21 protein-coding genes are annotated in these 22,959 nt (G+C 71.5%); 13 read left to right on the plus strand and 8 right to left on the minus strand.

Annotated features, from left to right (window positions below; translation table 11 throughout):
* Positions 1-96: 96 nt before the first annotated feature.
* Entirely contained in the window at positions 97-1,785 is a 1,689-nt protein-coding gene (locus AC07F0_RS07135; protein WP_478976237.1) for a BCCT family transporter, read from the plus strand.
* Positions 1,786-1,938: 153 nt separating this feature from the next.
* Here AC07F0_RS07135 and AC07F0_RS07140 read toward each other — a convergent pair whose 3' ends face one another.
* Positions 1,939-2,886, minus strand: coding sequence for an NAD(P)/FAD-dependent oxidoreductase (locus AC07F0_RS07140; RefSeq protein WP_478975315.1), 948 nt, complete (start codon positions 2,884-2,886; stop codon positions 1,939-1,941).
* Between the two features lie 66 nt (positions 2,887-2,952).
* Between AC07F0_RS07140 and AC07F0_RS07145 the strand changes: the two genes are divergently transcribed.
* Both AC07F0_RS07145 and AC07F0_RS07150 read left to right on the plus strand, forming a co-directional pair.
* Positions 2,953-3,975 carry an oxidoreductase gene (locus AC07F0_RS07145; RefSeq protein WP_478975318.1) on the plus strand — a complete coding sequence of 341 codons (1,023 nt, stop codon included), beginning with the start codon at positions 2,953-2,955 and terminating at the stop codon, positions 3,973-3,975.
* Between the two features lie 46 nt (positions 3,976-4,021).
* Positions 4,022-5,662, plus strand: coding sequence for an ABC-F family ATP-binding cassette domain-containing protein (locus tag AC07F0_RS07150; protein WP_478975321.1), 1,641 nt, complete (start codon positions 4,022-4,024; stop codon positions 5,660-5,662).
* A 148-nt stretch (positions 5,663-5,810) separates the two neighbouring features.
* On the opposite strand, the gene AC07F0_RS07155 is transcribed toward AC07F0_RS07150, so the two are convergent.
* The 3 genes from AC07F0_RS07155 to AC07F0_RS07165 form a co-directional block, all read right to left on the minus strand.
* Complete coding sequence (locus tag AC07F0_RS07155; protein WP_478975324.1) at positions 5,811-8,189, minus strand: Tex family protein; 2,379 nt, start codon at positions 8,187-8,189, stop codon at positions 5,811-5,813.
* A gap of 142 nt (positions 8,190-8,331) precedes the next feature.
* Positions 8,332-8,463, minus strand: a complete 132-nt coding sequence (locus tag AC07F0_RS07160) for an LPFR motif small protein (protein WP_010042827.1) — start codon at positions 8,461-8,463, stop codon at positions 8,332-8,334.
* Between the two features lie 117 nt (positions 8,464-8,580).
* Entirely contained in the window at positions 8,581-9,450 is an 870-nt protein-coding gene (locus AC07F0_RS07165; protein ID WP_478975327.1) for an SCO6745 family protein, read from the minus strand.
* A 114-nt stretch (positions 9,451-9,564) separates the two neighbouring features.
* Between AC07F0_RS07165 and AC07F0_RS07170 the strand changes: the two genes are divergently transcribed.
* The gene (locus AC07F0_RS07170; protein WP_478975330.1) at positions 9,565-10,524 is read left to right on the plus strand and encodes a GlxA family transcriptional regulator; all 960 of its coding nucleotides are present in this window, start codon (positions 9,565-9,567) and stop codon (positions 10,522-10,524) included.
* 27 nt (positions 10,525-10,551) lie between these two features.
* Complete coding sequence (locus AC07F0_RS07175) at positions 10,552-11,187, plus strand: DJ-1/PfpI family protein (protein ID WP_478975333.1); 636 nt, start codon at positions 10,552-10,554, stop codon at positions 11,185-11,187.
* Here the strand turns inward: AC07F0_RS07175 and AC07F0_RS07180 are convergent.
* A complete protein-coding gene (locus AC07F0_RS07180) occupies positions 11,174-11,929 on the minus strand; it encodes an enoyl-CoA hydratase/isomerase family protein (RefSeq protein WP_478975336.1) in 756 nt (251 codons plus the stop codon). The genes AC07F0_RS07175 and AC07F0_RS07180 overlap by 14 nt on opposite strands.
* A 218-nt stretch (positions 11,930-12,147) precedes the next feature.
* On the opposite strand from AC07F0_RS07180, the gene AC07F0_RS07185 reads away from it, so the two are divergent.
* A complete protein-coding gene (locus tag AC07F0_RS07185) occupies positions 12,148-12,654 on the plus strand; it encodes an ATP-binding protein (RefSeq protein WP_478976240.1) in 507 nt (168 codons plus the stop codon).
* A 19-nt stretch (positions 12,655-12,673) separates the two neighbouring features.
* Here AC07F0_RS07185 and idi read toward each other — a convergent pair whose 3' ends face one another.
* From idi to galE, 3 genes are all read right to left on the minus strand, one after another.
* Positions 12,674-13,267, minus strand: a complete 594-nt coding sequence (gene idi, locus AC07F0_RS07190; RefSeq protein ID WP_478975339.1) for an isopentenyl-diphosphate Delta-isomerase — start codon at positions 13,265-13,267, stop codon at positions 12,674-12,676.
* Between the two features lie 299 nt (positions 13,268-13,566).
* Entirely contained in the window at positions 13,567-14,502 is a 936-nt protein-coding gene (locus tag AC07F0_RS07195; protein ID WP_478975341.1) for a cation diffusion facilitator family transporter, read from the minus strand.
* 157 nt (positions 14,503-14,659) lie between these two features.
* Entirely contained in the window at positions 14,660-15,634 is a 975-nt protein-coding gene (galE, locus tag AC07F0_RS07200) for a UDP-glucose 4-epimerase GalE (protein ID WP_478975344.1), read from the minus strand.
* A gap of 278 nt (positions 15,635-15,912) precedes the next feature.
* On the opposite strand from galE, the gene AC07F0_RS07205 reads away from it, so the two are divergent.
* The 7 genes from AC07F0_RS07205 (at position 15,913) to AC07F0_RS07235 (ending at position 22,956) form a co-directional block, all read left to right on the plus strand.
* Positions 15,913-17,718, plus strand: coding sequence for a DUF5941 domain-containing protein (locus AC07F0_RS07205; RefSeq protein ID WP_478975346.1), 1,806 nt, complete (start codon positions 15,913-15,915; stop codon positions 17,716-17,718).
* The gene (locus AC07F0_RS07210) at positions 17,715-18,467 is read left to right on the plus strand and encodes a phosphocholine cytidylyltransferase family protein (protein ID WP_436725893.1); all 753 of its coding nucleotides are present in this window, start codon (positions 17,715-17,717) and stop codon (positions 18,465-18,467) included. Before AC07F0_RS07205 ends, AC07F0_RS07210 begins: the two co-directional genes overlap by 4 nt.
* On the plus strand, positions 18,455-19,516 hold the full coding sequence (locus AC07F0_RS07215) for an iron-containing alcohol dehydrogenase family protein (protein WP_436725892.1): 1,062 nt from the start codon (positions 18,455-18,457) through the stop codon (positions 19,514-19,516). The genes AC07F0_RS07210 and AC07F0_RS07215 overlap by 13 nt, the downstream gene beginning before the upstream one ends.
* A complete protein-coding gene (locus tag AC07F0_RS07220) occupies positions 19,494-20,273 on the plus strand; it encodes a CDP-alcohol phosphatidyltransferase family protein (protein WP_478975349.1) in 780 nt (259 codons plus the stop codon). The genes AC07F0_RS07215 and AC07F0_RS07220 overlap by 23 nt, the downstream gene beginning before the upstream one ends.
* Before the next feature lie 5 nt (positions 20,274-20,278).
* Positions 20,279-21,151: a glycosyltransferase family 2 protein gene (locus AC07F0_RS07225; RefSeq protein WP_478976243.1), complete on the plus strand. Its 873-nt coding sequence runs from the start codon at positions 20,279-20,281 to the stop codon at positions 21,149-21,151.
* Between the two features lie 103 nt (positions 21,152-21,254).
* Entirely contained in the window at positions 21,255-22,184 is a 930-nt protein-coding gene (locus AC07F0_RS07230; RefSeq protein ID WP_436725890.1) for an ABC transporter permease, read from the plus strand.
* On the plus strand, positions 22,177-22,956 hold the full coding sequence (locus tag AC07F0_RS07235) for an ABC transporter ATP-binding protein (protein WP_020272211.1): 780 nt from the start codon (positions 22,177-22,179) through the stop codon (positions 22,954-22,956). Before AC07F0_RS07230 ends, AC07F0_RS07235 begins: the two co-directional genes overlap by 8 nt.
* The last annotated feature ends 3 nt before the right edge of the window (positions 22,957-22,959 follow it).

Raw genomic sequence — 22,959 nt, forward strand, 5'->3', positions numbered from 1 at the left:
GTGGTAGGGGCGTTACGGAGGACTTACGTTCCTCCTACGTCCCGATGAAAGGTGCCGCCTGTGACGCACGACCGACCAAGTGAGAGCGACCACCAAGTGGGGGCCGCGCTTCCGGGTTCGGAAGCGGGCCTCCCCGGTCAGGAACGTCCTAAAACCGACCGAATTGTCTTCGGGGTCACGGCCGTGCTCACCCTCGCCTTCGTGGTCTGGGGAGCGGCGGCGACCGACTCGCTCGAAGACGTCTCCACCAGCATGCTCAGCGGGCTGATGCACAACGGCGGCTGGGCGTTCATGCTCGCGGCCTCCGGCTTCGTCGTGTTCGCCCTGTGGCTCGCGATCAGCCGCTACGGCCGTATCCACCTCGGTGCGGAGGGCGAGGAACCCGAGTTCCGCACGGTGTCCTGGGTCGCGATGATGTTCAGCGCCGGCATGGGCATCGGCCTGATGTTCTACGGCGTGAGCGAGCCGTTGTCGCACTACTCGACGGCCCCGCCGGGCACCGACCCGGCCGACTCCGGTGAGCGCATGGAGACGGCCATGGCCACCACCCTGTTCCACTGGACGCTCCACCCATGGGCGATCTACGCGGTGGTCGGCCTCGCCATCGCCTACAGCACCTTCCGCCGGCGGCGCCGCCAGACCATCAGCGCCGTCTTCACCCCGCTCATCGGCACGAAGAACGCCAACGGCGGCATCGGCCGGGCCATCGACATCCTCGCGATCATCGCGACCGTCTTCGGCTCCGCCGCCTCGCTGGGCCTCGGCGCGCTCCAGATCGGCTCCGGTGTGCAGGAGCTGAAGTGGATGGACAAGGTGAGCACCGGGCTGCTCGTCACGATCATCGCGGTGCTCACCCTGGCCTTCGTCGCGTCCGCGATCTCCGGTGTGGAGAAGGGCATCCAGTGGCTGTCCAACACCAACATGGTGCTGGCGCTGGTGCTCGCCCTGTTCGTGTTCGTGGCCGGCCCGACCATCATCGTCCTCGACCTGCTGCCCACCTCCGTCTTCGCCTACCTCGGCGACCTGCCCCAGCTGGCCGGCCGGACCGAGGCGAGCGGTGGCGAGGGCGTCGCCGACTGGCTGGGCAGCTGGACGGTCTTCTACTGGGCGTGGTGGATCTCCTGGACGCCCTTCGTCGGCATGTTCATCGCCCGCATCAGCCGGGGCCGCACGATCCGCCAGTTCGTCGGCGGTGTCATCCTCGTGCCCAGCACGGTCAGCCTGATCTGGTTCGCGATCTTCGGTGGCTCGGCGATGAAGATGCAGGAGCAGGGACAGCTCGGCAAGGAGACCACCCCGGAGGGGCAGCTCTTCGGCGTGCTCCAGCAGTTCCCCATCGCGACCGTCACGAGCCTGCTCGTGATGGTCCTCGTCGGCATCTTCTTCGTCTCGGGCGCCGACGCGGCCTCGATCGTCATGGGCACCCTGTCGCAGAAGGGCGCGCTCGAACCGGGCCGGTTCGTGGTGGTGTTCTGGGGCGTGGTCACCGGTGCGGTGGCCGCGATCATGCTCCTGGTCGGCAGCGGCCAGGGCGACGCGCTGACCGGTCTGCAGAACCTCACGATCCTCGCGGCGGCGCCGTTCGTCATCGTGATGATCTTCATGTGTGTCGCCCTGATGCGCGACCTTCGCCGCGACCCGGTGATCGTGCGTGAGCAGATGGGATCCGAGGCCGTCGAAATGGCCGTCATGGAAGGCCACAAGAAGTACGACGGCGAGTTCGAGTTCCGCGTCGGCCCGGGCCGCGGCCCGGACGTGGAGGGAGACCCGATCGGCAAGCACTGACCCGACCGCCCCAGCCGCTTGACCTCGACGCCCCCGGCCGCCACCGGCCGGGGGCGTCGAGGTCCAGCGGCCCAGGCTCAGCGGCCCAGGCTCAGCGGCCCAGGTCAAGCAGCCCAGTTCCGGCAGCTCACGGCAGGCGGTCGGCAGGCGGTCCTAGCCGACCAGCCGCGCGGCCTCCTCCGCGCACCCCCAGGCCACCGTCACGCCCGCACCGCCGTGGCCGTAGTTGTGGATCAGCAGACGGCCGTCCGGCAGGGTGTCGCGCTCCAGGCGCACGGCCGGGCGGGTCGGGCGCAGCCCTACCCGGTGTTCCAGTACCCGCGCCCCGGCGATCTCCGGCCGCAGCGCCGCACAGCGGCGGATGATCGCCTCGGCCGTCGCGGGGTCGGGCTCCAGCGACCACGCGTCCTCCTCCGCCGTACCGCCGAGGACGAGCCCGCCCGGCTGCGGGAACATGTACGCGTACGCGCCGGCCGCGTCGGTGGAGACCAGCCAGGTGTCGATCCCCGGGTTCTCCACGACGACCAACTGCCCGCGCACGGGCCGCACGGACGGATCTGGCACCAGCTCCCGCGCGGCGAGCCCCGTGCAGTTGACCACGACCGGCGCGTCGGCATCCGCGAACCCGGACACCGCACGAGCCTCGACCACACCGCCCGCCGCCGCCAACCGCTCCCGCAGCCACGGCAGATGAACCGGCATGTCGAGGAGCGGCAACCGCGCCCGGAGCCCCGACCCCGCGTACTCCGCGGGCGTGGTCGCCCGCAGCTCCGGCACCCGCCCCGTCAGCCACCCGTCGACCTCGTCGAGACGCGTCTCGCCCAGTACCCCTTCGACCAGGCGCACGCCGCTCGCCCCGGACCCCGCGGCCAGCTCCTCGTACACCTCCAGCGACCGCAGCGCCCAGTCCCGCGCCAGCGCGAGAGGCTCGATCCGGTACGGCCACCACAGCGCTCCCGCGACCGCCGACGTCGTCGCCTCGACGGGGTCCCGCGTCCACACCCGTACCCGCCGCCCCCGCTCGGCGAGAACCACCGCGGTCGTCAGCCCGACCACCCCGCCACCGACCACCACGATCTCGCCACCGCGCTCAGCAACCATGCCCGGACCGTAGCGGAATGTGTCATGCCGTGCTCACATCACCCGCGGTGTGGGGATACTCACCGTATGTGTGCCGCGTACACGACCTTCGGCCTGGCACCCGCGATGCGGGCCGGCTCAGTCCTCACCGACGGTGGTTACCAGGTCCACCGGGACTTCGTGGACTTCATCGTCGACGGGCGCCCGCTGCTGTTCCGGCTCTCGGACCTCGACGCGGTCTCCCCGCTCGCCTCCGACGTACCCCCCGCGATCTTCACCGCGCAGGTCCGCAGCCTGCTCCTGGAAAGCCCGGCACCGCTGCCCGGCGGCCGGTACGTGGTCTACGGCTGTCCCGAGTGCGAGGACCTGGCCTGCGGCGCCGTCACCGCCGTCATCCAGCGGGACGGCGAGGACGTCATCTGGCGGGACTTCGCCTGGCAGACCGACGAACACGCCGACCTGGAGCTCAACGGCTACCACGGCATCGGCCCGTTCCGCTTCCGCGGTGCCGAGTACCGCGCGGCGCTGAGCGCCCTGCTGAACGGCTCCCTCCCGGGCACCCGCCGCCGCGTCCTGCTGATCGGCGCCCGCGTCGCCGTCCTCGCCAGGCTCGCCGCGGCGCTGCGCACCATCGGAGTGGGCGCCGACATCGCCCACGACGCCGACCACGTGCCCGCCGACGAACTGCGCGGCTACGGCGCCGTCGCCTTCGGCCGCGGGACCGACGAGCGCGAACGTGCCGCCGTCCGCCGCGCCTTCGAACGCGCCGCAATCCCCGTCGCGTACGTCGACGGCCTCGCCCCGATCATCCCCCTCCTCGTCGCCCAGATCGAACACGCCTTGGACCGCAGCCCCGTGGAGCAGCGCCGCCTCGCCGGCCTGACCGCCACCGACGGAGAGGCCGACGTCGAGGTCACCTCCGCCTGCCGGGTCACCCTCACCGCGTACCGCCTCGACCGGTTCTCCCGCACCCACACCCACGAGATCTTCGACGGCGTCCTGGAACCGGGCCGCCACCGCATCGCCCTGGACACCAAGGCGGTGAAGGGACAGTCCTTCCTGGTGGCGCGCACCGCCACCAGCGTGCTGGCGACGGCCGTGACCCCCTGAAACCCGGCCGCGGAACGCCCGGGACGGCCGTTAGGATCGCGGTCTGATGACTGCCACCCTCGTCGCCAAGAACCTCGCCGCCGGCCACGGCGACCGCTCCCTGTTCGCCGGACTCGACCTCGTCGTCGCGCCCGGCGACGTGATCGGCCTGGTCGGAGCCAACGGCGCCGGCAAGTCCACCCTGCTCAGGATGCTCGCCGGACTCACCGCCCCCGAGCAGGGCGAGCTGCGCCTGTCCCCGCCCACCGCCACCGTCGGCCACCTGCCACAGGAGCCGGACCGCCGCCCCGGCGAGACCGTACGGGCGTTCCTGGCCCGCCGCACCGGCGTCGCCGAGGCCCAGCGGACCATGGACGAGGCGACCCAGGCCCTGGTCGACGGGGCGCCCGGCGCCGACGACGCCTACGCCACGAGCCTGGAGCGCTGGCTCGGACTCGGCGGCGCCGACCTCGACGAACGCGCCGAGGAGGTCGCCGACTCCCTGGGCCTCGCGGTCGATCTCGACCAGCTGATGACGTCGCTGTCCGGCGGCCAGGCCGCCCGTGCCGGCCTTGCCTCCCTGCTGCTGTCCCGCTACGACGTCTTCCTCCTCGACGAGCCCACCAACGACCTCGACCTGGACGGCCTGGAGCGCCTCGAACGCTTCGTGAGCGGCCTGCGCGCCGGGACGGTGGTCGTCAGCCACGACCGCGAGTTCCTCACCCGCACGGTCACCAAGGTCCTCGAACTCGACCTCGCCCAGCGGCAGATCAACCTCTACGGCGGTGGTTACGAGGCCTATCTGGAGGAGCGGGAGGTCGCGCGCAGGCACGCCCGCGACGAGTTCGAGGAGTACGCCGACAAGAGGGCGGCCCTCCAGGACCGCGCGCAGATGCAGCGCTCCTGGATGGACAAGGGCGTGAAGAACGCGCGCCGCAAGGCGGGCAACGACAACGACAAGATCGGCCGCAAGTTCCGCAGCGAGGCCAGCGAGAAGCAGGCCGCGAAGGCCCGGCAGACCCAGCGCATGATCGAACGGCTGGACGTCGTCGAGGAGCCCCGCAAGGAGTGGGAACTGCGCATGGAGATCGCGTCGGCCCCGCGCTCGGGCGCCGTCGTGGCGACCCTGCGGGACGCCGAGGTGCGCCGCGGCGGCTTCGTCCTCGGCCCGGTGTCCCTCCAGATCGACTGGGCGGACCGGGTCGCGGTGACGGGCGCGAACGGCGCCGGCAAGTCCACCCTGCTCGCCGCCCTGCTCGGCCGCGTCCCGCTCGACGCCGGGCACGCGGCGCTCGGCTCGGGCGTCCTGCTCGGCGAGGTCGACCAGGCCCGCAAGCTGTTCCACGGCCAGGAGCCCTTGATGGACGCCTTCCGCGCGGCCGTCCCGGACACCGAACCGGCCGAGGTCCGCACCCTCCTGGCCAAGTTCGGCCTCAAGTCGGACCACGTCCTGCGCCCCGCGGCGACCCTCTCCCCGGGCGAGCGCACCAGAGCCGCCCTCGCGCTGCTCCAGGGCCGCGGCGTCAACCTCCTGGTCCTCGACGAGCCGACCAACCACCTCGACCTGCCCGCCATCGAGCAGCTGGAGTCCGCGCTCGACTCCTACGAGGGCACCCTCCTGCTGGTCACCCACGACCGCCGCATGCTCGACGCCGTACACGTCACGCGCCGCCTCGAGGTGGCCGACGGCAAGGTGACCGAGCGCTGACGGGCCGTCAGCCGACTGGCCAGGTGGGTACTCCACGACTGCGGCACGAGAGTGAAGGGCGCGAAGCGCCCCTTCACGAGGGGCGCGGGGAACTGCGCGACCAGCCGCAACGGCCCCGCAGCCCCCCCACAACCACAAGTCGGAGCCGTCAGGGGCGACCCTTCCCCGGGTCGACCAGTCCGGCCCGGCGCAACGCGTCGGCCATCGCCCCGTTGGCGGGCGGAGGCGCCTGGCGTGAACCGCCACCACGGCGTCCGGCGCCGCCGCCCTGGCGCTGCTGCGGCGGACGCCCGCCCCGCTGCCGGCGCTCGCCCGAGCCGCCCTGCCCCTGCGGGGCCGCCTCGTCGTCCAGGCGCAGCGTCAGCGAGATCCGCTTGCGCGGGATGTCGACGTCGAGGACCTTCACCTTGACGATGTCCCCGGGCTTCACCACGTCCCGCGGGTCCTTGACGAACGTCTTCGACATCGCGGAGACGTGCACCAGACCGTCCTGGTGGACCCCGACGTCCACGAACGCGCCGAACGCGGCGACGTTCGTCACGACGCCCTCCAGGATCATCCCGGACGACAGGTCTGAGATCTTCTCCACGCCCTCCTTGAAGGCGGCCGTCTTGAAGGCCGGACGCGGGTCGCGGCCGGGCTTCTCCAGCTCCTTGAGGATGTCGGTGACCGTCGGCAGACCGAACGTCTCGTCCACGAAGTCCTGCGGCTTCAGCGAGCGCAGCACCGCCGTGTTGCCGATGAGCCCCGCGACCTCCTGCCCGGCGGTCTTCACCATGCGCCGGACCACCGGGTACGCCTCCGGGTGCACGCTGGACGCGTCCAGCGGGTCGTCACCGCCGCGGATCCGCAGGAAGCCCGCGCACTGCTCGTAGGCCTTCGGGCCCAGCCGCGCCACCTTCTTCAGCTCACCGCGGGACTTGAACGGGCCGTTGGCGTCCCGGTGCGCCACGATGTTCTCGGCGAGCCCGGAGGTGATGCCGGAGACCCGGGCGAGCAGCGGGGCCGACGCCGTGTTGACGTCCACGCCCACGCCGTTCACACAGTCCTCCACCACCGCGTCCAGCGAACGCGACAGCTTCACCTCGGACAGGTCGTGCTGGTACTGGCCGACACCGATCGACTTCGGGTCGATCTTCACCAGCTCGGCCAGCGGGTCCTGGAGCCGCCGCGCGATCGACACGGCGCCGCGCAGCGACACGTCCATGTCGGGCAGCTCCTGCGAGGCGAAGGCGGACGCCGAGTACACGGACGCGCCGGCCTCGGACACCATCACCTTCGTGAGCTTCAGCTCCGGGTGCTTGGTGATCAGTTCCCCGGCGAGCTTGTCGGTCTCACGGGACGCCGTGCCGTTGCCGATGGCGATCAGCTCGACCGCGTGCTCCTTCGCGAGCCGGGCCAGCTTGGCGATGGCCTCGTCCCACCGGTTGGCCGGGACGTGCGGGTGGATGACGTCGGTGGCGACGACCTTGCCGGTCGCGTCGACGACGGCGACCTTCACACCCGTACGGAAACCCGGGTCGAGGCCGAGCGTCGCGCGCGTGCCCGCCGGGGCGGCGAGGAGCAGATCGCGCAGGTTGGCCGCGAAGACCCGCACCGCCTCGTCCTCGGCGGCCGTGCGCAGCCGCAGCCGGAGGTCGATGCCGAGGTGGACGAGGATGCGGGTGCGCCAGGCCCAGCGGACCGTGTCCAGCAGCCACTTGTCGCCGGGGCGGCCCCGGTCGGCGATCTGGAACCGGTGCGCGACCATCCCCTCGTACGACGACGGGCCGTCGGTCGGCTCCTCGGGCTCCAGGACGAGGTCGAGGACCTCCTCCTTCTCGCCGCGCAGCATCGCCAGGATGCGGTGCGAGGGGAGCTCCGTGAACGGCTCGGCGAAGTCGAAGTAGTCGGCGAACTTCGCGCCCGCCTCCTCCTTGCCCTCCCGCACCCTGGCGGCCAGCCGCCCGCGCACCCACATGCGCTCGCGCAGCTCGCCGATCAGGTCGGCGTCCTCCGAGAACCGCTCGGTGAGGATCGCCCGGGCGCCGTCGAGGGCCGCCTGCGGATCGGCCACGCCCTTGTCGGCGTCGACGAACGCGGCGGCCGCGGCGAGGGGCTCGACGGACGGATCGCCGAGCAGCCCCTCCGCCAGCGGCTCGAGACCGGCCTCACGCGCGATCTGCGCCTTGGTGCGCCGCTTGGGCTTGAACGGGAGGTAGATGTCCTCCAGGCGCGCCTTGGTCTCCGCGCCCCGGATCCGCGCCTCCAGCTCCTCGGTGAGCTTGCCCTGCTCGCGCACCGAGTCCAGGATCGCCGTCCGACGCTCCTCCAGCTCCCGCAGATAGCGCAGCCGCTCCTCGACGGTGCGCAGTTGCGCATCGTCGAGCATCTCGGTCGCTTCCTTGCGGTAGCGGGCGATGAAGGGCACCGTAGAACCGCTGTCGAGCAGCTCCACGGCAGCCCTGACCTGCCGCTCCCGTACGCCGAGCTCCTCGGCGATCCTGCCTTCGATGGACCCTGCTGCGAGGGTCCCGGGTGTCGTCACGATCCCGTACCGCCTTCTCCACTGAGGTTGCGCGGCAATTGTGGCAGGTGACACCGACAGTCGGGGTCAGGGCGGCACCGGGCAGGTCGGGACGGTTCTTGTCAGGACCCGCGGTCACACCCCGCGGCTCGGGCGCCGCCGCTCAGACCCTGCGGCTGCGGGTGGAGGACGAAGCGCCGCCGAAAAGCCGGGCCAGCGCCCGGAAGGGCAGCGTCACGACGGTGGCGATGGCGCCGCCGATCTGGCGCAGCACGTCTGCAATGGCACGGAACACGTGATTCCCCTTTCTCCTCTCCCGACCGCAGTGGCCGGGAGAGACCGGGTACCTCGCCAAGACCTCACCATGCGTCACGGCCGAACACCTGTACCGGGGGTCGCGGACAGCGCCCGGTCAGCGCTTGCCGAGCAGATTCGCCGGATACGCCCCGGCCTTGAGCGCGGCCTGCGCGAACGCCGCCCCCAACTCGGTCAGCCGGGCCACCCCCTCCGCGCCCAGGTGCTCGTACGGGGCCCGGTCCAGGCGGTCCGTCTCCTGCTCGATCTCCTCGCGCAGGGCGACACCGCGCTCGGTGAGCTCGCCGGCGGCATCCAGCAGCCCGCGCTCACGCAGCCGGTCCGTCGCCGCGTCCCAGTCCTCCTGGCTCCAGCCGCGGGTGCCGAAGACCCACTTCGGTGTCATGCCCTTGCCCGTCGCCGTGTGGGTCACCATGGCCTCAAGCCCGTCCAGCCCCGCGGACATCAGCACGGCCAGATGCCCGTCGCCCCGGTGCTCGCGCAACAGGGTCGCGGCGTGCCAGTACGCGAGATGCGGCTCCTCGGGGACGGGCAGGTCGGCATGGGCGGCGTACAGGGGCCGCGCCCCGCGCGAACAGGCCTCGGCGGCGCGCAGTGCGAGCCGCGCGGCCTCGGCCATCTCGGCCGACGCCACGGCCTCTTCGCCCAGCAGACGGCGCAGCGTCGCGTCGACCGCACGCACGCGTGCCGCCAGCACCTGGCCGGGCGTCGCGGTCTCCCACACCGCCGGCACGTGCCGGGCCACGAGCTCGTACTTGTAGTTGTAGAAGGCCGCGGCCACCGCCCCGGCCCCGACCGGCCCGAGGGCGGCGGCGCGCACGGCGAAGTTCACGGCCCGGGGGTCGGTGACGCCGACAGCACCCAGTTCCCTGCCCACATCGGGCGAGAAGTAGTGCGTGGAGTGCAGGGAGTTGAGCACATTGTGGCAGCGTCGGCCGGCGCGCGGCTCAAGGGCGGCAGTCGTCATGCCCGGCAGGTTACCAACCGCTTGGTATGCCTTCCATGGCCGCGTCTCTCATGGCCGAAAAGGTGGGGAACTCGTCATTGCGGCCACCCTCTGGGCCGCCGAAGAATCGACGGCATGGCCCCGCGTACCGTTCTCGCCGTCCTCTTCGAGGGCGTGCAGAGTCTCGACGTCACCGGGCCCGTGGAGGTCTTCGCGGGCGCGGACCTGCTCTCACCGGGCGCGTACCGGATCCGCACGGCGTCCCTCGACGGCGCGCCCGTACGGACCACCAGCGGTCTGACCCTCGTGCCCGACGTGTCCCTGGTCACCGCGCCCGACCCGGACATCCTCCTCGTCCCCGGCGGAACGGGCTCCCTGTGCCCCGACCCGCGCCTGGTCGGCTGGGTACGCGAGCACGGGCCGCGCGCCGCCCGGCTCGTCTCCGTGTGCACCGGCGCGGCCGTGCTCGCCGCAGCGGGCCTGCTGGACGGCCGCCGGGCCACGACCCACTGGGCGTACTGCGACCGGCTCGCCCGTGACCACCCGGGCGTCGAGATCGACCCCGACCCCGTCTACGTACGCGACGGACACATCGCCACGTCGGCCGGTGTCACCGCCGGCATCGACCTCGCCCTCGCCCTGGTGGAGGAGGACCTGGGCCGGGACGCCGCCCTCACCATCGCGCGCCACCTTGTCGTGTTCCTGCGCCGGCCCGGGAACCAGGCCCAGTTCAGCGCCCAGCTCGCGGCCCAGACCGCACACCGCGAGCCCTTGAGGGACATCCAGCGCTTCATCACCGAACGCCCCGACGCCGACCTCTCCGTCGAGGCCCTCGCCGCCCGCGCCCGTCTGTCGCCCCGCCACTTCGCCCGCGCCTTCCGGTCCGAGACCGGTACGACGCCGGGCCGGTACGTGGACCGGGTCCGCCTCGAACACGCCCGCCGGCTGCTGGAGGACACCGCCGACGGCATCGAGGAGATCTCCCGCACCAGCGGCTACGGCACTCCCGAGGCCATGCGCCGGGCCTTCGTCAAGGCTCTGGGCACGCCCCCGGCCGAGTACCGCCGCCGCTTCCGCCCGGCGACCACCCCCTGAGCCCCGCCGAACCGACGAAAGGGACCCATGCAGATCGCCATCGCCCTCTACGACGGCTTCACCGCCCTCGACGCCATCGGCCCCTATGAGACCCTCGGCCGGCTCCCGGACGCGGAGACCGTCTTCGTCGCCGAGAAGACCGGCCCCGTACGGAACGACTCCCGGAACCTCGCGTTCCTCGCCGAACGGACCCTGGCCGACGTGCCGAATCCCGACATCATCGTGGTCCCCGGCGGCCCGGGCCCGCTCCCCTCGGCGGCGGACGGACCCCTGCTCGCCTGGCTGCGTACCGCCGACGCCACCAGCACCTGGACGACGTCCGTGTGCACCGGCTCCCTGCTGCTCGCCGCCGCCGGACTCCTCCAGGGGCGCCGCGCGACCTCTCACTGGCTGGCCCTGGAGGAGCTGAAGCGCCACGGCGCCGAGCCGACGGGGGAGCGGGTCGTCACCGACGGCAAGTACGTCACCGCCGCCGGCGTCTCCTCCGGCATCGACATGGGACTGACGCTGCTCGGCCGGATCGCCGGCGACGACCACGCGCAGATCGTCCAGCTCGCCACCGAGTACGACCCGCAGCCGCCCTACGACGCCGGATCACCCGAGAAGGCGCCCACGCACATCGTCGAACTGCTCCGGTCGCACGCCGACGTCATCCTGGCGTAGGCGCACTCCAGCCGAACCGCGGCTGCCTGCGCTCCAGGAACGCGGCGACGCCCTCCGCGGTGTCGCCGCTCTCGCGCGCCCGTGCGGCCCAGTGCGCGTCGCGGTCCGTGCGGCCGTTCGCGAACTCCTTGGCCGCGGCCTGCGTCAGCTGCGAACGGGACACCAGGATCCGGGTGAACTCGGCCACCCGCCGGCCCAGTTGGCCCTCGGGCAGCACCTCGTCGGCCAGGCCGGTGCGCAGCGCCCGCTCCGCGTCGATCAGTTCTCCCGAGAACAGCAGGTACTTGGCGGTGGCCGGGCCGACCAGGGACACCAGCCGCCTGGTCGACGACGCCGGATAGACGATGCCGAGCTTCGCGGGCGTCACGCCGAAGAGCGCCCCCTCCTCGGCGAACCGCAGATCACAGGCCGCCGCCAACTGCGCCCCGCCGCCCACACAGTGCCCGCGCACGGCCGCCAGCGTCGGCTTCGGGAACGCGGCGAGCGCCTCCTCCGCCTCCACGGCCAGCCGCTGCGCCTCCTCCGGCGAGCCCCGCAGCGTCGAGATGTCGGCCCCGGCGCAGAACGTCCCGCCCTCGCCGGTGAGCACCAGCGCCCGCACGACCGGATCGCCCGCGAGCCGCTCCAGCAGCGGCGGCAGGGAACGCCACATCGCGGCCGTCATGGCGTTGCGCTTCTCGGGATGGCGGATGACGACCGTCGCGACCGAGTCGGTCACGCTGTACAGCAACTGCGGCTCCATGCGCCGGATGCTATCCGGATGCCAAACCCGTACAACCCGAATAGTTCGCCGAGACGGCACAACAGGGACAGGACCAGTCCCACAACTGACCGTGTCATACGCCAACGGTCATAAGCGCTCGATAGTTGCTGACTTCTGTTCAGCTCTGGGGTAGGGAGCGCATCCTTACCAACACTCGGGGTGTGGCGACAATCGAGCGCGAGGGTGGCGACCGGACGATGGACAACGACGGGCGTGGGTTCGGCCCACGTCCAGAGGGCGGCGCGGCGCCCCTCGGCCCCGGGCCCGCGGATCCGCTGCCGTACGAAGGAGTCTGGCGGTTCACCGCACCGGCGGTCGACGCCTCGGTGCCGCAGGCGCGGCACGCCGTACGGGACCTGCTGACGCGTCAGGGGGTGCCCGTCTCGGACGATCTGGCCCAGGGGCTGCTGCTGATCGTCTCGGAGCTGGTGACGAACGCCGTGAAGCACGCGGCGGTGCTCTCACCGACCATCGCCGTCGAACTGGCCGTCGGTGCCGAATGGCTGCGCGTGGCCGTGGAGGACAACCACCCGTACCGGCCGACCGCACTGGAGACCGACCACGGCCGGACCGGCGGCCGCGGACTGCTGCTGGTGCGGGAGATCACCCGGGAGGCGGGCGGGGTGTGCGAGGTCGACCACACCGCGAGCGGCGGCAAGGTGATCTGGGCCACCCTGCCACTCAAACCCGTGCGTTTCCCCTAGAGGGCCCGAGGGTCGGTCGTCACCAGCCGGCCGACGTGCCGGTCAGCTCCCTGATCGCCGGCCGGGCCGCGTCCAGGACGGTCATGAACCAGGACGAGAAGGTGTCCTTGGCGTGCCGCTCCGCCAGCTCGGGCGGGGTCACGAACGCCGTCGACGCCACCTCCTGGGGATCCGGCCGCAGCACGGCCTGCACCATCCCGACGAAGAGGTGGTTGTACTCCTGCTCCACCAGACCGGACTCCGGGTCCGGGTGGTTGTAGCGGACCGTGCCCGCCTCGGCCAGCAGGGACGGGGAGGCGCCGAGTTCCTCGAAGGTCCGCCGCGCCGCCGCCGCGAAGGGCGCCTCACCGGGGTAGGGGTGGCCGCAGCAGGTGTTCGACCACACACCGGGGGAGTGGTACTTGCCCAGCGCCCGCTGCTGGAGCAGCAGCCGGCCGTACTCGTCGAAGAGGAACACGGAGAACGCGCGGTGCAACTGCCCGGGTGGCTGATGGGCGGCGAGCTTCTCCGCGGTGCCGATCGTCACGCCGTCCTCGTCGACCAGTTCCAGCAAAATCGCGTCTGCGGTGCCGCTCGACGGGCTGTGCGTCGCGGTGGCAGGTGTGATCGGCATACCCATCCTTCACATCGGTCTTCGCGCCCCAAGTCTGCCGTACGAATCCGGCACTCCCGGCACTTCGCGACGCGCCCGCATGTCCCGCGCGGTGGCGCGGAGCGCGGCGGCGCCGCTCGGACACCGGAAGAGGGACCCAGGAGGGGATCGTGCCCGGCGCGGTGGGCCGAAAATCGTCCCCGCGCATGCGGTGAGAGCCAGGGCGCGGGCGCGCGCCGGAGAGCTGCGTACCCCGGCGCACCCTCAGCACACTGCGCCCCACCAGCGACATCAGCCCCGGAAGTCTCAGGGGCGGCGCGTCAGTGACAGAGGCGCGCCTCGTGCTCCGCGTGCCCGCCCGGCTCCAGCTGGAAGGTGCAGTGCTCCACGTCGAAGTGGCCGCCGAGACAGTCCTGGAGCTCGTGGAGCATCTTCTCGTGGCCTATCGCGCTCAGCACGTCCGAGCTGACGACCACGTGCGCCGACAGCACCGGCATGCCGGAGGTGATCGTCCAGGCGTGCAGGTCGTGAACGTCCTCCACCCCGTCGGTCGCCAGGATGTGGGCCCGCACCTCCGCCATGTCGACACCCTTGGGCGCCGCCTCCAGCAGGACGTTCAGGGTCTCGCGCAGCAGCTTCACCGTGCGCGGCACGATCATCAGGGCGATGACGAGCGAGGCGATCGGGTCGGCGGCCTGCCAGCCGGTGAACATGATCACCAGGGCGGAGACGATCACCGTGACCGAACCCAGGGCGTCCGCCGCCACCTCCAGGAAGGCGCCGCGGACGTTCAGGCTCTCCTTCTGGCCGCGCATCAGCAGCGCCAGCGACACCATGTTGGCGACCAAGCCGATGACACCGAACACGACAGCCAGGTGGCCCTCGGTGTCCGCCGGAGTGACGAAGCGCTGGACCGACTCGTACAGGACGTACCCGCCGACCCCGAGCAGCAGCAGACAGTTGGCCAGGGCGGCGAGTATCTCGGCGCGGGCGTAGCCGAAGGTCGCCTGGTCGCTGGGCGGGCGGTTGGCGAAGTGGATCGCGAGCAGCGCCATGCCCAGGCCCAGCGCGTCCGTCGCCATGTGCGCCGAGTCCGCGACCAGCGCGAGGGAGTCGGCGAGCAGCCCGCCGACGATCTGGACGACCACGATGCCGAGCGTGATCGCCAGCGCGACCCGCAGCCTGCCGCGGTACGCCGAGGTCGCCGTACCGGCCGGCGCGCCGTGCGCGTGCCCGTGATCGTGCCCAGCCCCCATGAAAGCCGCCCTCCGGTGTTCACCCGATTGTCGCTCTGATCGTGATCGAGCACCCCAGTGAACTACGGGGAGGGGGTATGCGCAACGCGGCACTGAACACCGTTGTCATCTGCTCTGACCTGCGGAAACGATGCGCAGGTCAGAGCACCTCAGCGAGTCAGGAGGAGCCGTGGTGCAGGAGCCAGCCGCGCCAGGCCGACTCGGCCATCTCGCGCACTCCGCGCCGCGCGGTCCAGCCGAGTTCCTCCGCCGCCCGGGCCGCCGAGGCGACCGCCCGCGGCGCGTCGCCGGGCCGGCGGCCCTCGACCAGCGGTGGCCGGTGGTCACCGGTGACTTCGCCGATGACCGTGATGAGTTCGCGCACCGAGACGCCCTCGCCCCGGCCGATGTTGACCGTCAGATCGCCCGTGACGCCCCCGTCGGCGAGCCGCCGGGCCGCCGCGAGATGTGCCTCGGCCAGGTCGGCGACGTGAATGTAGTCACGGACGCAGGTGCCGTCCGGGGTCGGGTAGTCGTCACCGAAGATCCTGGGCGCCTCGTCGCGTGTGAGCCGGTCGAAGACCATCGGGACGATGTTGAAGACGCCCGTGTCGGCCAGTTCCGGCGCGGCAGCGCCCGCCACGTTGAAATAGCGCAGACATACGGTGGAGATCCCGTGCCCCCGGCCCGCCGCCCGCACCAGCCACTCCCCGGCGAGCTTGGTCTCGCCGTACGGGTTCACCGGCGCGCAGGGCGTGTCCTCCGTGATGAGGTCCACACCCGGGTCGCCGTACACCGCAGCCGACGACGAGAACACGAAGCGCTCGATCCCGGCCCCGGCGACCGCGTCCAGGAGGGTCACCAGACCACCGACGTTCTCCCGGTAGTACCGCGTCGGCTGCGCGACGGACTGGGCGACCTGCTTGCGCGCCGCGAGATGCACCACACCCGTCACACCGTACTCGGCGAACACCCGTTTCAGCAGGTCACCGTCGAGCGACGAGCCTTCGACGAGCGGTACGCCCGCGGGGAGCCGTGCGGGCACCCCGGCCGAGAGGTCGTCCAGGGCGAGGACGCGCTCCCCGGCCTCGTCCATGGCCCTGGCCACGTGGGCCCCGATGTAGCCGGCCCCGCCGGTGATCAGCCAAGTCATGGTCGCCCACCCTATGCGGCCACGGCCGGACCCGGCCCGATGTCCTCGATGTCCGGTCTGGGGGGCGCGGTTTGTGGGGCGGGCCCCGGATCCACGATGATGATCGCGGCAAAGGCCTGAGCGAACCGCGTCGATCGATCTGCCGAACAGGCGGTGAACGGGGCCCTCCGGGCATCCGATAGCCTCTGCCGAATGCCGCCCGGGAGCTTTCCGGCGCGGGCGCCCCCACCATGTACAGCACTGGCGCGGACGCGTCGGTACCCAGGGAGTGAATTCGGTTGTCGACCGCCATCCTCACCGGTCAGCCGGTCCCCGGATCGTCGATCGAGGGCGATCTGCGGTCCCTCGGCTTCGACGTGCGGGTCGCGGCCGACGTCGCCGAGGCCGAGACCCTGCTCGCCGGGGTGCCGGGCGAGCAGCGCGTGGCCCTGGTCGACGCCCGGTTCGTGGGGCATGTGCACGCGCTGCGCCTCGGCCTCACCGACCCCCGCTTCCCGCTCGCCGCGATCCCCGGCGCCGTCACGGCCCAGCCGGCCGGCCGCCAGGCCCTGACCCGGGCGATGGCCCGCGAGAACTCCGCGGGCGGCGGCACCACCCTGGTCGACAGCCTCGCCGACCGCATCGTCACCTCGCTGGACGCCGACGGCACCGAGGTGCACCGCCCCGAGCTGGGCAGCCTCGTCGCCACCGTCCCCGCCGACCCGCAGGCCCGCAACGAGGCACGGCAGGCCGTGACGGACGTCGACGACGAGGCCGTACGCCTGAAGTCGGCCGTGAAGTCCCGCGACGGCTTCTTCACCACCTACTGCATCAGCCCGTACTCCCGGTACATCGCCCGCTGGTGCGCCCGCCGCGGCCTGACCCCGAACCAGGTCACCACCGCCTCGCTGCTCACCGCCCTCATAGCGGCGGCCTGCGCGGCCACCGGCACCCGCGGCGGCTTCGTCGCGGCAGGCGTCCTGCTGATCGCGTCCTTCGTACTGGACTGCACCGACGGCCAGCTCGCCCGCTACTCCCTTCAGTACTCCACGCTCGGCGCCTGGCTCGACGCCACCTTCGACCGGGCCAAGGAGTACGCCTACTACGCCGGCCTCGCCCTGGGGGCGGCCCGCGGCGGCGACGACGTCTGGGCCCTCGCCCTCGGGGCCATGGTCCTGCAGACCTGCCGGCACGTCGTGGACTTCTCCTTCAACGAGGCCAACCACGACGCCACCGCCAACACCAGCCCCACCGCCGCCCTCTCCGACAAGCTCGACAGCGTCGGCTGGACGGTCTGGGTGCGGCGCATGATCGTCCTGCCCATCGGCGAGCGCTGGGCCATGATCGCCGTGCTCACGGCGGCCACCACTCCCCGCATCACCTTCTACGCGCTGCTCATCGGCTGCGCCTTCGCGGCGACGTACACGACAGCGGGCCGCGTGCTGCGCTCCCTGACGCGCAAGGCCAGCCGCACCGACCGGGCGGCCGGGGCGATCGCCGACCTCGCGGACAGCGGCCCGTTCGCCCAGGGCATCGCGGAGGCCTTCAAGAAGGCCGCGCGCAGGCTGCCGGGCTTCACCGCCCCCGCCGTCGCCCTCCTCGGCGGTCTCGCCGTGGTCCTCACGGCCGCGCTGACCGGCTTCGGCGGACCCTGGCCGCTGGTCGCGGCCCTCGTGTACGCCCTCACCTCCGGCCTCGCCGTCGCCCGCCCCCTCAAGGGCGCCCTCGACTGGCTGGTCCCGCCGTTCCTGCGCGCCGCCGAGTACGGCACCGTGCTCGTCCTGGCGGCCAAGGCGGACGTCAGCGGAGCCCTTCCTGCGGCTTTCGGGCTGGTGGGCGCGGTCGCCTACCATCACTACGACACGGTGTACCGCATCCGCGGCAACGCCGGAGCGCCCCCGGCCTGGCTGGTGCGTTCCATCGGGGGGCACGAAGGACGGACGCTGCTCGTCACCGTCCTCGCCGCGCTGCTCACCGCCTCGCAGTTCACAGTCGCGCTCACGGCTCTCGCCGTGGCCGTGGCCCTGGTGGTGCTCGTCGAGAGCATCCGCTTCTGGGTGTCCGCAGGGGCGCCCGCCGTACACGATGAAGGAGAACCCGCATGATCGGCCTCGTGCTGGCGGCCGGCGCCGGACGGCGTCTGCGCCCCTACACCGACAGCCTTCCCAAGGCGCTGGTGCCGGTGGGTCCTGCGGGCATAGAGGGCGAACCCACGGTCCTGGACCTGACACTCGGCAACTTCGCCGAGATCGGCCTGACCGAGGTCGCGGTCATCGTCGGCTACCGCAAGGAAGCCGTGTACGAGCGCAAGGAAGCGCTGGAGAAGAAGTACGGCCTCAAGCTCACCCTCATCGACAACGACAAGGCCGAGGAGTGGAACAACGCCTACTCCCTGTGGTGCGGGCGTGACGCCCTCAGGGACGGAGTGATCCTCGCCAACGGCGACACCGTCCACCCGGTCTCCGTCGAGAAGACGCTGCTCGCCGCCCGCGGCGACGGCAAGAAGATCATCCTCGCGCTGGACACCGTGAAGGACTTGGCCGACGAGGAGATGAAGGTCGTCGTCGACCCCGAGAAGGGCATGACGAAGATCACCAAGCTGATGGACCCCGCCGAGGCCACCGGCGAGTACATCGGCGTCACCCTCATCGAGGGCGACGCGGCCCCCGAGCTGGCCGACGCGCTCAAGACCGTGTGGGAGACCGACCCGCAGCAGTTCTACGAGCACGGCTACCAGGAGCTGGTGAACCGCGGCTTCCGTATCGACGTGGCGCCGATCGGCGACGTCAAGTGGGTGGAGATCGACAACCACGACGATCTCGCCCGTGGACGGGAGATCGCATGCCAGTACTGACCCGGCTCATCCCCTCGCCGCTGGTCGTGGACATCCGCCCGGGTGCCCTCGACGACTTGGCGTGCGTCCTCGCCGACGAGCGCATCTCGCACTCCGGCCGCCTCGCCGTCGCCGTCAGCGGCGGCTCCGGCGCCAGGCTGCGCGAGCGCATCTCGCCGAGCATGCCCGGCGCCACCTGGTACGAGGTCGGCGGCGGCACCCTCGACGACGCGGTCCGGCTGGCCAGTGACATAAAGGCCGGCCACTACGACGCGGTCGTCGGCCTCGGTGGCGGCAAGATCATCGACTGCGCGAAGTTCGCCGCGGCACGCGTCGGCCTGCCCCTGGTCGCCGTGCCCACGAACCTCGCGCACGACGGCCTGTGCTCGCCGGTCGCCACCCTCGACAACGACGCGGGCCGCGGCTCCTACGGTGTGCCGAACCCGATCGCGGTCGTCATCGACCTGGACGTCATCCGCGAGGCCCCGGTCCGTTTCGTCCGCGCCGGCATCGGCGACGCCGTCTCCAACATCTCGGCGATCGCCGACTGGGAGCTGGCGAACCGCGTCAAGGGGGAGCGGATCGACGGCCTCGCCGCGGCCATGGCCCGCCAGGCCGGCGAGGCCGTACTGCGGCACCCGGGCGGCGTCGGGGACAACGACTTCCTCCAGGTGCTCGCCGAGGCGCTGGTCCTCAGCGGCATCGCCATGTCGGTCTCGGGCGACTCGCGGCCGTCCTCCGGGGCGTGCCACGAGATCAACCACGCCTTCGACCTGCTCTACCCGAAGCGGGCCGCCGCCCACGGCGAGCAGTGCGGTCTCGGCGCGGCCTTCGCGATGTGGCTGCGCGGGGCGCACGAACAGTCGGCGTACATGGCCGAGGTACTGCGCCGGCACGGGCTGCCCGTGCTGCCGGACGAGATCGGCTTCACGACGGACGAGTTCGTCAAGGCCGTCGAGTTCGCCCCGGAGACCCGGCCCGGCCGCTACACCATCCTCGAACACCTCGACCTGAACACCGAACAGATCAAGGACACCTACACCGACTATGTCAAGGCCATCGGTAGCTGAACTACGCCCCGTCGTTCACCCCCCGGGGGTGAAGGACCGGCGCAGCGGTGAGCACTGGATGGGACGCCTCTACATGCGTGAGGTGTCCCTGCGGGTCGACCGTTACCTGGTCAACACCAGGGTCACACCCAACCAGCTCACCTACCTGATGACCGTCTTCGGTGTGCTCGCGGCCCCGGCACTTCTCGTGCCGGGGATCCCGGGCGCCGTGCTCGGCGTGGTGTGCGTCCAGATGTACCTCCTCCTGGACTGTGTCGACGGCGAGATCGCGCGCTGGAAGAAGCAGTACTCCCTCAACGGCGTCTACCTGGACCGCGTCGGCGCCTACCTCACCGACGCCGCCGTGCTCGCCGGCTTCGGCCTGCGCGCCGCCGACCTGTGGGGCAGCGGCCGGATCGACTGGCTGTGGGCCTTCCTCGGCACCCTGGCCGCCCTCGGCGCCATCCTGATCAAGGCCGAGACCGACCTCGTCGGCGTCGCCCGGCACCAGGCCGGGAAGCCGCCGGTCCAGGAGGCCGCCGCCGAGATCCGCTCCTCCGGCATGGCGCTGGCCCGCAAGGCCGCCGCCGCGCTCAAGTTCCACCGCCTGATCCTCGGCATCGAGGCGTCCCTGCTGATCCTCGTCCTGGCGATCGTCGACCAGGTCCGCGGCGACCTGTTCTTCTCCCGGCTCGGCGTGGCCGTGCTGGCCGGCATCGCGCTGGTGCAGACCCTGCTCCACCTGGTGTCCATCCTCGCTTCGAGCAGGCTGAAGTGAGCGGTATGAAGGTCGGCGCCGTCATCATCACCATGGGCAACCGCCCCGACGAGCTGCGCGCCCTGCTCGACTCGGTCGCGGGGCAGGACGGCGACCCGGTCGAGGTGGTCGTCGTCGGCAACGGCTCGCCCGTCCCGGACGTCCCCGAGGGCGTCCGCACGATCGAACTGCCCGAGAACCTCGGCATCCCCGGCGGCCGCAACGTCGGCATCGAGGCCTTCGGCCCGGCCGGCCGGGACGTCGACATCCTGCTGTTCCTCGACGACGACGGCTTGCTGGCCGGCCACGACACCGCCGAGCTGTGCCGCAAGGCCTTCGAGGCCGACCCGAAGCTCGGCATCATCAGCTTCCGCATAGCCGACCCGGACACCGGCGTCACCCAGCGCCGCCACGTCCCCCGGCTGCGCGCCTCCGACCCGATGCGCTCCTCCAGGGTCACCACCTTCCTCGGCGGCGCCAACGCCGTCCGCACCCGCGTCTTCGCCGAGGTCGGCGGACTCCCGGACGCTTTCTTCTACGCCCACGAGGAAACCGACCTGGCATGGCGGGCCCTCGACGCGGGCTGGATGATCGACTACCGGTCCGACATGGTGCTGTACCACCCGACGACCGCTCCCTCGCGGCACGCGGTCTACCACCGCATGGTCGCCCGCAACCGCGTCTGGCTCGCCCGCCGCAACCTCCCCGCACCGCTCGTCCCCGTCTACCTCGGCGTGTGGCTGCTGCTCACCCTCGTACGCCGTCCCTCCGGCCCCGCCCTGCGGGCCTGGTTCGGCGGATTCCGCGAGGGCTGGGCCACCCCGTGCGGGCCACGCCGTCCGATGAAGTGGCGTACGGTGTGGCGGCTGACCCGGCTGGGCCGGCCCCCCGTCATCTGACAAGCTCGTATCGGAGTATCCGGGAGCACCCGGGCCGTACCCTGGCCCCCGGCTCATGCAGGCCCGGACAGGCCGCGCATCTCGAAGACGAAAGTTTCCACTAGTGAGTGAGACAACGCACGACGCCACGGTCGCGGTCAGCGCGCCCGCGGCGCCCGACGAGGGACTCACGGCGAGGGAGCTCGCCGCCAAGTACGGGCTGAGCGTGAGCGGCGCCCGGCCGTCCCTCATCGAGTACGTCCGTCAGCTCTGGGACCGGCGGCACTTCATCCTCGCCTTCTCCCGCGCGAAGCTGACCGCCCAGTACAGCCAGGCCAAGCTCGGCCAGCTGTGGCAGGTGGCCACACCACTGCTGAACGCGGCCGTGTACTTCTTCATCTTCGGCCTGCTCCTGGAGGCCGACCGGGGCATGTCCCGCGAGGTGTACATCCCGTTCCTGGTCACGGGCGTGTTCGTGTTCACCTTCACGCAGAGCTCGGTGATGGCGGGCGTGCGCGCGATCTCCGGCAACCTAGGCCTGGTCCGCGCCCTGCACTTCCCGCGCGCCTCGCTGCCGATCTCCTTCGCGCTCCAGCAGCTCCAGCAGCTGCTGTTCTCGATGATCGTGCTGTTCGCCGTCGCGGTCGGCTTCGGTCATTACCCGGACCTGTCCTGGGTGCTGATCGTGCCGGTGCTCGTCCTGCAGTTCTGCTTCAACACCGGCCTCGCGCTGATCATGGCCCGGGCGGGCGCCAAGACCCCGGACCTCGCGCAGCTGATGCCGTTCGTGATGCGGACGTGGATGTACGCGTCCGGTGTGATGTTCTCCATCCCGATCTTCCTCGAGGACAAGCCGGACTGGATCGCGAACATCCTCCAGTGGAACCCGGCCGCGATCTACATGGACCTGATGCGGTTCGCCCTCATCGACGACTACGGCTCCGAGTACCTCCCCGACCACGTGTGGGCGGCCGCGGGCGGCTGGGCCGTGCTGTTCGCCCTGGGGGGCTTCGTGTACTTCTGGAAGGCGGAGGAGAGGTACGGCCGTGGCTGAGCAGAAGCAGGACGAGCGGATCCCCACCGTCATCGCGGACGACCTGCACATCGTCTACCGCGTCAACGGCGCCAAGAGCGGCAAGGGCAGCGCCACGGCCGCCCTCAGCCGCATCCTCAAGCGCGGCGAGGAGCGCGGCGTGCGCAAGGTGCACGCGGTGCGCGGTGTCTCCTTCGTCGCCTACCGCGGCGAGGCCATCGGCCTGATCGGCTCCAACGGCTCCGGCAAGTCGACGCTGCTGCGCGCCATCGCCGGGCTGCTCCCCGCCGAGCAGGGCAAGGTCTACACCGACGGCCAGCCCTCGCTGCTCGGCGTCAACGCGGCCCTGATGAACGACCTCACCGGCGAGCGGAACGTCATATTGGGCGGGCTCGCCATGGGCATGTCCCGGGAGGAGATCAAGGAGCGCTACCAGGACATCGTCGACTTCTCCGGCATCAACGAGAAGGGCGACTTCATCACCCTGCCCATGCGCACCTACTCCTCCGGCATGGCGGCCCGTCTCCGCTTCTCCATCGCCGCGGCCAAGGACCACGACGTCCTGATGATCGACGAGGCCCTGGCCACCGGTGACCGCAAGTTCCAGAAGCGCTCCGAGGACCGCATCCGGGAGCTGCGCAAGGAAGCCGGCACCGTGTTTCTGGTCAGTCACAACAACAAGTCCATCCGCGACACCTGCAACCGCGTCCTGTGGCTGGAACGCGGCGAGCTGCGCATGGACGGCCCGACCGACGAGGTGCTCAAGGAGTACGAGAAGTTCACCGGCAAGTAGTCC

This window comes from Streptomyces sp. NPDC045955 (genome assembly GCF_056430805.1).

Bases quoted from the DNA above. Each gene is read 5' to 3' on its own strand.
- AC07F0_RS07140 (WP_478975315.1), bottom strand. From the start codon at position 2,886: ATGGTTGCTGAGCGCGGTGGCGAGATCGTGGTGGTCGGTGGCGGGGTG.
- AC07F0_RS07145 (WP_478975318.1), top strand. From the start codon at position 2,953: ATGTGTGCCGCGTACACGACCTTCGGCCTGGCACCCGCGATGCGGGCC.
- AC07F0_RS07150 (WP_478975321.1), top strand. From the start codon at position 4,022: ATGACTGCCACCCTCGTCGCCAAGAACCTCGCCGCCGGCCACGGCGAC.
- AC07F0_RS07165 (WP_478975327.1), bottom strand. From the start codon at position 9,450: ATGACGACTGCCGCCCTTGAGCCGCGCGCCGGCCGACGCTGCCACAAT.
- AC07F0_RS07170 (WP_478975330.1), top strand. From the start codon at position 9,565: ATGGCCCCGCGTACCGTTCTCGCCGTCCTCTTCGAGGGCGTGCAGAGT.
- AC07F0_RS07175 (WP_478975333.1), top strand. From the start codon at position 10,552: ATGCAGATCGCCATCGCCCTCTACGACGGCTTCACCGCCCTCGACGCC.
- AC07F0_RS07180 (WP_478975336.1), bottom strand. From the start codon at position 11,929: ATGGAGCCGCAGTTGCTGTACAGCGTGACCGACTCGGTCGCGACGGTC.
- AC07F0_RS07185 (WP_478976240.1), top strand. From the start codon at position 12,148: ATGGACAACGACGGGCGTGGGTTCGGCCCACGTCCAGAGGGCGGCGCG.
- idi (WP_478975339.1), bottom strand. From the start codon at position 13,267: ATGCCGATCACACCTGCCACCGCGACGCACAGCCCGTCGAGCGGCACC.
- AC07F0_RS07195 (WP_478975341.1), bottom strand. From the start codon at position 14,502: ATGGGGGCTGGGCACGATCACGGGCACGCGCACGGCGCGCCGGCCGGT.
- galE (WP_478975344.1), bottom strand. From the start codon at position 15,634: ATGACTTGGCTGATCACCGGCGGGGCCGGCTACATCGGGGCCCACGTG.
- AC07F0_RS07210 (WP_436725893.1), top strand. From the start codon at position 17,715: ATGATCGGCCTCGTGCTGGCGGCCGGCGCCGGACGGCGTCTGCGCCCC.
- AC07F0_RS07215 (WP_436725892.1), top strand. From the start codon at position 18,455: ATGCCAGTACTGACCCGGCTCATCCCCTCGCCGCTGGTCGTGGACATC.
- AC07F0_RS07220 (WP_478975349.1), top strand. From the start codon at position 19,494: ATGTCAAGGCCATCGGTAGCTGAACTACGCCCCGTCGTTCACCCCCCG.
- AC07F0_RS07225 (WP_478976243.1), top strand. From the start codon at position 20,279: ATGAAGGTCGGCGCCGTCATCATCACCATGGGCAACCGCCCCGACGAG.